The sequence below is a fragment of the Streptomyces sp. NPDC048257 genome, assembly GCF_043201855.1.
In the GTDB taxonomy this organism is placed as follows: Bacteria; Actinomycetota; Actinomycetes; order Streptomycetales; family Streptomycetaceae; genus Streptomyces.
The window spans coordinates 34,041-46,125 of record NZ_JBICZI010000022.1; the positions used below are offsets into that span (position 1 = coordinate 34,041).

8 protein-coding genes and 1 riboswitch are annotated in these 12,085 nt (G+C 71.7%); of the genes, 6 read left to right on the forward strand and 2 right to left on the reverse strand.

All coding sequences use genetic code 11. The features are described from left to right. Window positions 1–64: 64 nt before the first annotated feature. Both ACGFZK_RS29935 and ACGFZK_RS29940 read left to right on the forward strand, forming a co-directional pair. A complete protein-coding gene (locus ACGFZK_RS29935) occupies window positions 65–1,240 on the forward strand; it encodes a citrate synthase (RefSeq protein WP_393851978.1) in 1,176 nt (391 codons plus the stop codon). A gap of 24 nt (window positions 1,241–1,264) precedes the next feature. Continuing rightward, window positions 1,265–2,326 carry a CobW family GTP-binding protein gene (locus ACGFZK_RS29940; protein WP_393851979.1) on the forward strand — a complete coding sequence of 354 codons (1,062 nt, stop codon included), beginning with the start codon at window positions 1,265–1,267 and terminating at the stop codon, window positions 2,324–2,326. Here ACGFZK_RS29940 and ACGFZK_RS29945 read toward each other — a convergent pair. Together ACGFZK_RS29945 and ACGFZK_RS29950 are read right to left on the reverse strand one after the other, a co-directional pair. Then, window positions 2,323–4,386 carry a restriction endonuclease gene (locus tag ACGFZK_RS29945; RefSeq protein ID WP_393851980.1) on the reverse strand — a complete coding sequence of 688 codons (2,064 nt, stop codon included), beginning with the start codon at window positions 4,384–4,386 and terminating at the stop codon, window positions 2,323–2,325. The two genes, ACGFZK_RS29940 and ACGFZK_RS29945, sit on opposite strands and share 4 nt — an antisense overlap. A 99-nt stretch (window positions 4,387–4,485) precedes the next feature. Further along, a complete protein-coding gene (locus ACGFZK_RS29950) occupies window positions 4,486–6,942 on the reverse strand; it encodes a DNA topoisomerase (ATP-hydrolyzing) subunit A (RefSeq protein ID WP_393851981.1) in 2,457 nt (818 codons plus the stop codon). A 316-nt stretch (window positions 6,943–7,258) separates the two neighbouring features. On the opposite strand from ACGFZK_RS29950, the gene ACGFZK_RS29955 reads away from it, so the two are divergent. From ACGFZK_RS29955 to ACGFZK_RS29970, 4 genes are all read left to right on the forward strand, one after another. Further along, window positions 7,259–8,629 carry a M16 family metallopeptidase gene (locus tag ACGFZK_RS29955; RefSeq protein WP_393851982.1) on the forward strand — a complete coding sequence of 457 codons (1,371 nt, stop codon included), beginning with the start codon at window positions 7,259–7,261 and terminating at the stop codon, window positions 8,627–8,629. A 20-nt stretch (window positions 8,630–8,649) separates the two neighbouring features. Beyond that, on the forward strand, window positions 8,650–10,017 hold the full coding sequence (locus ACGFZK_RS29960; RefSeq protein WP_393852050.1) for a M16 family metallopeptidase: 1,368 nt from the start codon (window positions 8,650–8,652) through the stop codon (window positions 10,015–10,017). 217 nt (window positions 10,018–10,234) lie between these two features. Continuing rightward, a riboswitch (cyclic di-AMP (ydaO/yuaA leader) is annotated at window positions 10,235–10,394 on the forward strand. Window positions 10,395–10,406: 12 nt separating this feature from the next. Next, window positions 10,407–11,210 (forward strand): M23 family metallopeptidase, encoded by an 804-nt coding sequence (locus ACGFZK_RS29965; RefSeq protein WP_393851983.1) that lies wholly within the window; start codon window positions 10,407–10,409, stop codon window positions 11,208–11,210. A 197-nt stretch (window positions 11,211–11,407) separates the two neighbouring features. Next, window positions 11,408–12,085 (forward strand): GntR family transcriptional regulator, encoded by a 678-nt coding sequence (locus ACGFZK_RS29970; RefSeq protein WP_393851984.1) that lies wholly within the window; start codon window positions 11,408–11,410, stop codon window positions 12,083–12,085.

Consider the following 12,085-nt stretch of genomic DNA (forward strand, 5'->3'; position numbering starts at 1 on the left):
ACGAACACCCTACAGATGAACAGTGATATTGATTCAATCAACATTGACACGTATCGAATCCATCATGGATGGTCGATCCATGAACACCATCGACAGCACCACCGAAGTACCACGTGGCCTCGCGGGAGTCGTGGTCACCGAAACCGGGCTGGGCGACGTCCGGGGCCGGGAGGGCTTCTACCACTACCGCCAGTACTCCGCCGTAGAGCTCGCCGCCGGCCGCAGCTTCGAGGACGTGTGGCACCTGATGTTCCGCGGCAGGCTCCCGGCGGACGCCGCGGAGCGCGCCGCCTTCGCGGCCGAGATCGCCCCTCTGCGCCGGCTGCCCGAGGAGGTACGGGCCGCCCTGCCGGGACTGGCCCGGGCCACCCGGCTCTCCGGGCCCCTCGCCGGGCTGCGCACGGCGCTCTCCCTGCTCGGCGCCTCCGCGGGCTTCCGCCCGGTCTACGACCTGGAGCCCGGCCGCCGGGCCGCCGACGCGCTGGCCGCCTGCGCCGCCGTACCCACCCTGCTGACGGCCCTGCACCGGCTCGGGCAGGGCCTGGAGCCGGTGGAGCCGCGCGAGGACCTCCCCTACGCCGCCAACTACCTCTACATGCTGACCGGCCGGGAACCCGAGCCGGCCCGGGCCCGCGCGGTCGAGCGGTACCTGATATCGACCGTCGACCACGGCTTCAACGCCTCGACGTTCACCGCCCGGGTGATCGCCTCCACCGGCGCCGATGTCGTCGCCTGCCTGACCGGGGCGATCGGCGCGCTCTCGGGCCCCTTGCACGGAGGCGCCCCCAGTCGCGCCCTGGACACCCTCGACGCCATCGGGACCGTGGACCGGATCGGGCCGTGGATCCGCGAGCGGGTTCTGGCGGGCGACCGGATCATGGGCTTCGGCCACCCCGTCTACCGCACCGAGGACCCCCGCTCACGCATGCTGCGCGAGATCGCCCTGCAGTTCGGCGGGCCCCTCGTGGACTTCGCCGTCGAGGTCGAGCGCCAGGTCGAGGGGATCCTCGCCGAGCTCAAGCCGGGCCGGGAACTGCACACCAACGTGGAGTTCTACGCGGGCGTGGTCATGGAGCTGTGCGGGCTCCCGCGCGAGATGTTCACGCCCACCTTCTGCGCGGCCCGGGTGGTCGGGTGGAGCGCGAACATCCTCGAGCAGGCCGCCGATCCGAAGATCATCCGTCCGGCCGCCCGGTACACCGGCCCGACCCCGCCCCAGCCGGTGCCGCCCCTGCACTGACGGAGCCTGACTACGATCTACCGGGTGAACAGCAGGCAGCCCATCCCCGTCGTCGTCCTCGCCGGATTCCTCGGATCCGGCAAGACCACCGTGCTGAACCACCTTCTCGCCGGCCGCGGGGGCACCCGTATCGGAGTCGTCGTCAACGACTTCGGTTCGATCGAGGTCGACGCGATGTCGGTGGCCGGCCAGGTCGGGGACTCCATGGTCTCCCTCGGCGGTGGCTGCCTGTGCTGCGCCGTCGACGGCAGCGAACTCGACGCGTACCTGGAGAAGCTCTCCGCCCCCGTCCACCGGATCGATGTGATCGTCATCGAGGCGAGCGGGCTGGCCGAGCCCCAGGAGATGATCCGGATGCTCATGGCCAGCGAGAACCCCGCCATCCGGTACGGCGGCATGGTGGAGGTGGTGGACGCCGCCGAATTCGACGCGACCCGGGCCCGGCACCCGGAGACCGACCGCCACCTCGCCGTCGCCGACCTGGTGGTGCTCAACAAGACCGACCGGGTGGACGCGGCCGAACGGGCCCGGATCGAGAAGGAGCTCGCCGCGCTCTGCGGGCCGGGCATCCCGGTCGTGGGCGCCGACCACGGGCGCATCGACCCGGAACTGCTCTTCGACCGCCGCCCCTGGACCGAGACCCGCGGTCAGCTCTCCTTCGAGGACCTGCTCGCGGAGGCCGACGGCCACGACCGCTGCGACCACGCGCACACCGCGTACGAGAGCACGGAGTTCACCTCCGAACAGGCCCTGTCCCCGCGCCGGTTCATCGACTTCCTCGACCGGCGCCCGGCCGGGCTCTACCGGATCAAGGGCTTCGTCTACTTCGGCGTACCCGGGCACGAGGAACGCTACGAGGTCCACGCGGTCGGCCGCTTCCTCCGCTTCGCCCCGCGGCCCTGGGGGCGGGGCGAAGCGCGCCTGACACAGCTGGTCCTGATCGGCTGCGGCACCGACGGGGCGGGTCTGCTGCGCGACCTGGAGGCCTGCCGGGAGCCGGCCCCGCACGAGGCGCGCCCCGAGAGCATGTGGGGCGTACTGCGGTACGTGGCCCGGCCCCTGGAGCCCGGGACCGACACCCCCTAGGCGACCTCGACGCCGTACTCGCCCAGCAGGTCCTCCAGGCCACCGCGGTAGCCCTTGCCGCCGATCACGAAGTCCCAGTCGCCGTTGGAGCGGCGCCGGAACGAGCCGAGGACCAGGGCGGTCTCGCCCGAGCGCCCGTCGGAGACGTCCAGGCGGCCGAGTTCCTCACCGCCGGCGGACAGCAGCCGGATGTGGGCGTCGGTGAAACCGGCGAGGTCGGCGTGGGGATCGACCTCCGGGTCGATCGCGGCCACCAGGACCAGGCGGTCGGCGGATTCGGGGAGGGCGTCGAAGGAGACCTCCAGGGCCGCCTTGTCGGGCGCCGCGTGCTCGCGGGACCGTACGGAACCGTCCGGGGTGCGCGGGTTGTTGAAGAAGACGAAGTGGTCCTCGCTCAGCACCCGGTTGCCGGTACAGACGAGGGCGCACACATCGAGGGCGACCCGGCCCGACCAGGACATCCCGAGCACGTTGTGCTCCGCGGGCGGGGAGGCGGGCGCGGTCTCCCGCCGCGCCGGACCGCCGCCGAGCCGGCCGCGCAGCCCGTACTGGTGGAGCAGCTCGACCAGGTCCGCGCCGGGAACCAACTCCAGCGGCTTGCCGTTGGCAAAGGTGTACGACCCGGGCCCGAAGGACGCGGTGGTGACCAGCACCCCCTTGTTCGCCCCCTTGTCCTGGACCGTGCCGTACAGATCACGCACGGCCGTAGGCGGCACCGTGTTCCGGTAGCGCTTGACCTGCACCACGATCCGCCCGCCCCGGATCGGAGCCGGGTCCACCGCCTCCACGTCCACCCCGCCGTCGCCCGACCGCTGCGTGGTCACCGCCTCCATGCCCATCGCCCGGAACAGCTCGGCGACCAGGTTCTCGAAGGCGATCGGGTCCATCACGAAGAGATCCGGCTCGTCCGCGTCCGTGTCGCCCGCGTGCCCGCCGTGGCTGACCACCCCGCCGCCGACCTCGTCGGGCCGGCGCCCGGGGCGCACCGCCGTCAGCTGGTCGGGCCGCGCCGACAGCAGCCCGCCCAGCCCCGAGACCAGACAGTCCACCGCGCTGACCTGCTCCAGCCGCAGCCCGGCGAAGGCGTCGCGCGCCGCCGGCACCGTGGCCAGCACGAACCGCGCCTCCTGTCCCGTCACCGGATCGTGGCAGTCCACGAATCCGTTGACCACGACCGACTCCAGCACGCCGAACTCGTCGGCCGCGTACAGCTCGCGCACCACCAGCAGCACGCACTGGGCCAGCAGGTCCCGGTAGAGACCCCGCCGTTCCGTGACCGGGCGGGGCTTCACCTTGTCCTGGTCCGTGCTGGGCAGGTACTGGATCGCGCGGGCCTCCGGCACCACCGCGTAGCCGGGCAGCTCCCAGTCCAGCACCAGTTGGCGCGCGGCCGGGTCGTAGGCGGCCGCCACCTGCCTCGGCAGCCCCTCGGGCCATGCCGTCGAGGCGTACAGGGCGGCCGAGAAGTACTCCACCGCCGCCTCGGCGTCGCCCGCGCGCAGGGCGTCGGCCAGCTCGGTGAGCCCGCTGTTGTGCGTCCGTACCCCGGCGAGCTGCTCCGCCGCCCACCGGTCGTACTGCTGTCGGTACGCGGCCAGTTGCTGCTGGCGCTGCGCCTCCGCGGCGTTCGCGGCCTGCCACGCCTGCGTGTACCGGGCGTGCGCCTCCCGCTCGGCCTGTGCCCGGTGGTTGGAACCGAGCGTCCAGCCGCTGCTCTGCCGCTGGAAGTCCTCGATGCGCGGCATCGGCACCGGGTGCGCCAGCGCCCCGGGGTCGAAGGGCTGCAGCTGGTCGGCCTGGGCCAGGGCGGACATCCGGAACGCCGGTGCCCGGCAGCCCGCCACCAAGAGGCCCTTGAGGACATCGACCTCGGCGTCGAGCTGCGCCGTGCGCCGTAGCGCCTCGGCCTCGCGGTACTGCCGGTGGCTCCGGTTCGCGTCCCGTTCGTAGACGCGTTGCCGGCGCTCGGCCTCCCGCTGCTGGACCAGCTGCGTCTGCTGCTGCCGGCGCTGCGCCTCCGCCCAGTTCCCGATCAGTCCGCTGCCCGCTCGACGGCTCATCAGCTGCGTTCTCCCCCCACCACGTCCTGGGGGAAAACACTAGTCGGCATTCGGGTGGTACGTCCCCCCGGTCGTACCACCCGAATGCCGCCGTACGTCCTACAGTGCGGCCCCCGCGAGCGCCGCGACCACCGCCGGCAGTGCCGTCCCCGAGCCGTCCCGGCGCGGGTCCACGGCCGGGAGTTCGGCCGGAGTGCCGTTCGCCGCCGCCGCACGGACGGGGGAGCCGCCCGCCCAGGCGAGCACCAGAACGTCCTCGCCCTTCAGGAACCGCTGGCAGCGCACGCCGCCCGTGGCCCGGCCCTTGCGGGGGTACTGGTCGAAGGGGGTCAGCTTCCCGGACAGCACCGAGTCGTCCAGGGTGCCGTGCGAGCCCGCCACGGTGAAGACCACGGCCTCCCGCGCCGGGTCCACGGCCGAGAAGTGGATCACCTTGGCGTTGTCGGCGAGCTTGATGCCCGCCATACCGCCCGCCGGGCGCCCCTGCGGGCGGACCTGGCCCGCCGGGTAGCGCAGCAGCTGGGCGTCGTCGGTGATGAAGACCAGGTCCTCCTCACCCGTGCGCAGCTCGACCGCGCCGACGATCCGGTCGCCCTCCTTGAGGGTGATGACCTCCAGCTCGTCCTTGTTCGCCGGGTAGTCCGGCACGACGCGCTTGACCACGCCCTGCTCGGTGCCCAGGGCCAGGCCCTGCGAGGACTCGTCCAGCGAGGTCAGGCAGACCAGCTTCTCGTCCGCCTCCAGCGCGGAGAGGAACTCCGAGACCGGGGCGCCGCCCGCCAGGTTCGGCGCGGCGTGGGTGTCCGGGAGCTGCGGCAGGTCGATCACCGACAGCCGCAGCAGCCGCCCGTACGAGGTGACCGCGCCGACATCGGCCCGGGCCGTCGCCGCGACCTGCGAGACGATCAGGTCGTGCTTGGCGCGGGCGCCGCCCTCCTCCTCCGGCAGCGCGTCGCCGTTCGCCGTACGCGCCAGCAGGCCCGTCGAGGACAGCAGCACCCGGCAGGGGTCGTCCGCGACCTCCAGCGGAACCGCCGCCACCGCGGTGCCCGCGGACTCCAGCAGGACCGTACGGCGCTCGGTGCCGAACTTCTTCGCGACCGCCGCCAGTTCCGCGGAGACCAGCTTGCGCAGCTCGCTGTCCGACTCCAGGATCCCGGTCAGCTCGTCGATCTCGCCGGTCAGCCGGTCGCGCTCGGACTCCAGCTCGATCCGGTCGAACCGGGTGAGCCGGCGCAGCGGCGTGTCCAGGATGTACTGGGTCTGGATCTCGCTCAGCGAGAACCGCTCCATCAGCCTGGCCTTGGCCTGGGCGGAGTTGTCGCTGTCCCGGATGAGCCGGATGACCTCGTCGATGTCGATGAGGGCGACCAGCAGGCCCTCGACGAGGTGCAGCCGGTCGCGGCGCTTGGTGCGGCGGAACTCGCTGCGCCGCCGGACGACCTCGAAGCGGTGGTCGAGGTAGACCTCCAGCAGCTCCTTGAGGCCCAGCGTCAGGGGCTGCCCGTCCACCAGCGCCACATTGTTGATGCCGAAGGACTCCTCCATCGGGGTCAGCTTGTAGAGCTGCTCCAGCACCGCCTCCGGGTGGAAGCCGTTCTTGATCTCGATGACCAGGCGCAGGCCGTGCGAGCGGTCGGTGAGGTCCTTGACGTCCGCGATGCCCTGGAGCTTCTTCGAGCCGACCAGGTCCTTGATCTTCGCGATGACCTTCTCGGGGCCGACCGTGAAGGGCAGTTCGGTGACGACCAGGCCCTTGCGGCGCGCCGTCACGTCTTCCACGGCCACCGTCGCGCGGATCTTGAAGGTGCCGCGGCCGTTCTCGTAGGCGTCCTTGATGCCCGCGAGTCCCACGATCCGGCCGCCCGTGGGCAGGTCGGGACCCGGTACGAAGCGCATCAGCGCCTCCAGGTCCGCCTGCGGGTGCCGGATCAGGTGGCGGGCGGCCGCGATGACCTCGCCGAGGTTGTGCGGGGGCATGTTGGTGGCCATGCCGACCGCGATCCCGGACGCGCCGTTGACCAGCAGGTTCGGGTACGCGGCGGGCAGGGCGACCGGTTCCCGCTCCTGGCCGTCGTAGTTGGCGGTGAAGTCGACGGTGTCCTCGTCGATCGACTCCGTCATCAGTGACGTGGCGTCGGCCATCTTGCACTCGGTGTAACGCATGGCGGCCGGCGGGTCGTCGTTGCCGAGCGAGCCGAAGTTGCCGTGGCCGTCGACCAGCGGCAGCCGCATGGAGAAGGGCTGGGCCATGCGTACGAGGGCGTCGTAGATGGACGCGTCACCGTGCGGGTGGAGCTTGCCCATGACCTCGCCGACGACACGGGCGCACTTCACGTAGCCGCGGTCGGGGCGCAGGCCCATCTCGTTCATCTGGTAGACGATGCGCCGGTGCACCGGCTTCATGCCGTCGCGGGCGTCGGGCAGGGCGCGGGAGTAGATCACCGAGTACGCGTACTCGAGGAAGGAGCCCTGCATTTCGTCGACGACGTCGATGTCGAGGATCTTCTCCTCGAAATCCTCCGGCGGCGGGGTCTTCGTGCTGCGGCGGGCCATCGCTGCGCGGCTCCTTAACCAAAATGGGGTGTGCTGGGTGACTGGCGGGGTCTGGCGGGTCTGACGGTCTGGCGGGTTCTGCAGGTCCGGCGGGTTCCGGCTGTCTCGTGGTGCCCGGCGGTCTTGTGGTGTCCGGCGAGGGTACGACGCGGACCATTGTGGCCCGACGCACCGACAACGCCGACTCCGACCCCGGGGGTCCCCCGGACGGAGTGCGGGTGAGTGACCCGGGAACTTATCCGGCGGTCGGCGCGCTTGCATACAGTGGCAGGTCGATAAGAAATCTCTGCATCGCGATCGAAGGGACCACATGCCCATGGGTCACACGGCCACAGCCCAGGCCGGCTCCGGCGGCCTGACAGCGACCGAGCACCGGCTGGCCAACGGCCTGCGCGTGGTGCTCTCCGAGGACCACCTGACCCCGGTCGCCGCGGTCTGCCTCTGGTACGACGTCGGCTCGCGCCACGAAGTCAAGGGGCGTACCGGCCTGGCTCACCTCTTTGAGCACCTGATGTTCCAGGGGTCGGCGAGCGTACCGGGCAACGGGCACTTCGAACTGGTCCAGGGGGCCGGCGGTTCCCTCAACGGCACCACCAGCTTCGAGCGCACCAACTACTTCGAGACGATGCCGACCCACCAGCTGGAGCTCGCGCTCTGGCTGGAAGCGGACCGGATGGGGTCCCTGCTGGCCGCCCTGGACGACGAGTCCATGGAGAACCAGCGCGACGTCGTCAAGAACGAGCGCCGCCAGCGGTACGACAACGTTCCCTACGGCACGGCCTTCGAGCGGCTCACCGCCCTGGCCTACCCCGAGGGCCACCCTTACCACCACACCCCGATCGGCTCCATGGCCGACCTGGACGCCGCCTCCCTCGAGGACGCGCGCACCTTCTTCCGTACGTACTACGCGCCCAACAACGCGGTGCTCTCGGTGGTCGGCGACATCGACCCCGAGCAGACCCTCGCCTGGGTGGAGAAGTACTTCGGGACCATCCCTGCGCACGACGGCAAGCAGCCGCCCCGCGACGGCTCGCTGCCCGACACCATCGGGGAACAGCTGCGCGAGGAGATCGTCGAGGAGGTCCCGGCGCGTGCGCTGATGGCCGCCTACCGGCTGCCGCACGACGGCACCCGCGAGTGCGACGCCGCCGACGTGGCGCTGACCATCCTGGGCGGCGGGGAGTCCTCGCTGCTGCACAACCGGCTGGTACGCCGCGACCAGACGGCCGTCGCGGCCGGCTTCGGCATGCTGCGCCTGGCCGGCGCGCCCTCCCTGGGCTGGCTGGACGTCAAGACCTCCAGCGGGGTCGAGATCCCCGCCATCGAGGCGGCCGTGGACGAGGAGCTCGCGCGGTTCGCCGCCGAGGGCCCGACGGCCGAGGAGATGGAGCGCGCCCAGGCACAGCTCGAGCGCGAGTGGCTGGACCGGCTGAGCACGGTGGCCGGACGCGCCGACGAACTGTGCCGCTTCGCGGTGCTGTTCGGCGACCCGCAGCTGGCGCTGACCGCCGTCCAGCGCGTCCTCGACATCACCGCCGAGGAGGTGCAGGCCGTGGCCGCGGCCCGTCTGCGCCCGGACAACCGCGCGGTGCTCGTCTACGAGCCGCTCGCAGCCGACGAGAACGACGAGAACGACGAGTCCGACCAGCACGGCGAGTCCGACGAGAACGAGGGGGCGGAGCAGTGAGCGACACCGCAGCCGTCACGATGACCTTCCACCCGCGCCCGCAGGCCGGCGAGCCGCAGCCGTGGGCCTTCCCGGCCCCCGACCGCGGCCGGCTGTCCAACGGGCTGACCCTGCTGCGCTGCCACCGGCCGGGCCAGCAGGTCGTCGCGGTCGAGGTCAACCTCGCCGCCCCGCTCGACGCCGAGCCCGAGGGCCTGGACGGCGTGGCGACCATCATGGCGCGGGCGCTCTCCGAGGGCACCGACAAGCACTCCGCCGAGGAGTTCGCAGCCGAGCTGGAGCGCTGCGGCGCCACCCTCGACGCGCACGCCGACCACCCGGGCATCCGGGTCTCGCTGGAGGTCCCGGCCTCCCGGCTGGCCAAGGCGATGGGTCTGCTCGCCGAGGCGCTCCGCGCCCCGGCCTTCTCCGACGCCGAGGTCGACCGGCTGGTGCGCAACCGGCTCGACGAGATCCCGCACGAGCTGGCCAACCCGCAGCGCCGTGCCGCCAAGCAGCTCTCCAAGGAGCTCTTCCCGGCCACCCTGCGGATGTCCCGGCCGCGCCAGGGCACCGAGGAGACGGTCGCCCGGATCGACTCCGCCGCCGTACGCGCCTTCTACGAGGCTCACGTACGCCCCGCCACCGCCACCGCGGTGGTCGTCGGCGACCTGACCGGCATCGACCTGGACGCCGTGCTGGCGGACACCCTGGGTGCCTGGACGGGCAACACCGCCGCGGCACTGCCGGTGCCGCCGGTGACCGCGGACGACACCGGCCGCGTGGTCATCGTGGACCGCCCCGGCGCGGTCCAGACGCAGCTGCTGATCGGCCGGATCGGGGCGGACCGCCACGACCGGCTGTGGGCGGCCCAGGTGCTCGGCACGTACTGCCTGGGCGGCACCCTCACCTCCCGCCTGGACAAGGTGCTGCGCGAGGAGAAGGGGTACACCTACGGCGTGCGCGCCTTCGGCCAGGTGCTGCGCTCCACCGCGGACGGCAAGGGCGCCTCGATGCTCGCCATCAGCGGCTCGGTGGACACCCCGAACACCGGACCGGCGCTGGAGGACCTCTGGAAGGTGCTGCGCACCCTCGCGGAGGGCGGTCTGACCGACGCGGAACGCGATGTCGCCGTACAGAACTTGGTGGGCGTGGCCCCGCTGAAGTTCGAGACGGCGGCCTCGGTCGCGGGCACCCTGGCCGACCAGGTCGAGCAGGAGCTGCCGGACGACTACCAGGCGCAGTTGTACGCCCAGCTGGCGGAAACCGGCACGGTGGAGGCGACTTCGGCGGTCGTGAAGGCCTTCCCGGCGGACCGGCTGGTCACCGTCCTGGTGGGCGACGCGGCGCTGATCGAGGAGCCCGTACGGGCCCTCGGGATCGGCGAGGTCACGGTCGTCTCCAACTGACGCTCGGGTGACGGCCCCTTGAGGGCCGGCCGAAGGTTTCGGCAAGGGGTTCTGGTGACTTGTTCACCAGAACCCCTTTTGTCCGTTTAGTGGTGAGGTTGCTTTTATGTGGTGTGGCGTACGCAACAAAAAGCCGCGTCTGTTTGGCGATTGACTGATGATCCGCCTAGCGTCGGCCGTGCTGTTCGTCAGTCGTGCCCGCCGCACCCGCGGCACCGGACAGCGATCGCCGAGTCCCCGTCAGGCGCGAGCCTGGGGAGCCGGGGACCCACATGTGTCCCTGGGGTGAATCGGACCCCCTCGCAAGAGGAGGCCCGTAGGAGACCTTCCTGCTCCGAACCCGTCAGCTAACCCGGTAGGCGAGAAGGAAGGAAAGGATCAAACCCTTCATGGCGTTTGGCAGTCGTCCCGCTGGCTCCGGTAAGCACCGTGGTTCCAGCCGTCTGAGCCGCAAGACCGCCGGTTACGCCGGTATCGCCGCGATCGCCACCACGGGTGTCGTCGGCTCCCTCGCCGCCCCGGCCTTCGCCGCGGACAACCACAGCAGCAACCTCGGCCAGGACGGCGGCCTGGGCGCCGTGGTCGTCGCCGAGGACCTCGCCGGCGACATTGCCGACCAGGCCGACGCCCAGCACCGCGCCGCCGAGAAGGCCGCCGCCAAGGCGCAGGCCGAGGCCGACGCGAAGCAGCGGGCCGCGGAGGGCAAGCGCCTCGCCGAGGCCAAGGCGAAGGCCGAGCGCGAGGCCGCCGAGCGTGCGGCCCGCGAGGAGGAGCGCAAGCGCCTCAACACGTTCGTCGCCCCGGTGGACGGCTCGTACGTCAGCACGCAGTACCACGCGGGCGGCGGCATGTGGTCCTCCGGCAGCCACACGGGCATCGACTTCCACGCCGCCTCCGGCTCCTCGGTCCACGCGGTGGGCGTCGGCACCGTCGTCGAGGCCGGCTGGGGTGGCGCGTACGGCAACAACGTCGTGATCAAGCACAACGACGGTACGTACACCCAGTACGGGCACATGACCTCGCTCGACGTCTCCGTCGGCCAGCAGGTCACCCCCGGCCAGCAGATCGGCCTGTCGGGCTCCACCGGCAACTCCAGCGGCCCGCACCTGCACTTCGAGGCCCGCACGGGCTCGCAGTACGGCTCGGACATCGACCCGGTCGCGTACCTGCGCTCGCACGGCGTCGACCTCTGACCCTGCTTCGCCGCACCGCTTCACCGAAGACCCCGGCTCCCCGAGCCGGGGTCTTTGTGTTGTGCTGTTACGCCCCTGTGCAGATGTTTCGTATTTCCGGCGGCTCTCGGAAATCATCGTGTGTTGCAATAGAGTCGCAGTACGCGCGCTGGTGCGCGTAAAGAGGCTGGCAGTCGGAAATAGGCGGAGGTTCGGTCTTGCGTATTCCTGCGCACGCGGTATGCACAGCAATCCGCGACGACATCGTCTCCGGGGTCTTCGAGCCCGGCGGCCGGCTGACCGAGGAGGTGCTGGCCCGCCGGTACGGGGTCTCGCGCGTCCCGGTCCGCGAGGCGCTGCGGACGCTGCAGTCCGAGGGGTTCGTGACCACGCGGCGCCATGCCGGAGCCTGCGTGGCCGAGCCGACCGAGCAGGAGGCCGCGGACCTGCTGGAGCTGCGGATGCTCCTGGAGCCCCTGGCGGCCGCCAGGGCCGCCCGGCGGCGCACCGACGCGCACCTCAAGGTGCTGCGCGGGCTGGTCAGGCTGGGGCAGGAGCGGGCCAGGCGGGGTCAGGGGGAGGATCTGCGGTCCCTGGGCGGCTGGTTCCACGAGACGCTCGCCCAGGCCTCCGGCAGCCCCGGGCTGATCGCGTTGCTCACGCAGATGCGGCACAAGATCGCCTGGATGTACGTGGTGGAGGCGCCGGTCCGGCCGGTGGACTCCTGGGCGGAGCACGGCGCGATCGTGGACGCGGTGGCGCGCGGCGACGCCGAACGGGCGCGGTCGCTGACCGCGCTGCACGCCGACCGGGCGGCGGGGGCGCACCGGCTGCGGCTGCGCCCGGCGGTGAGCACTTCGCAACCTGCCGTAAACATGTCGAGCGGCCGGCATTAA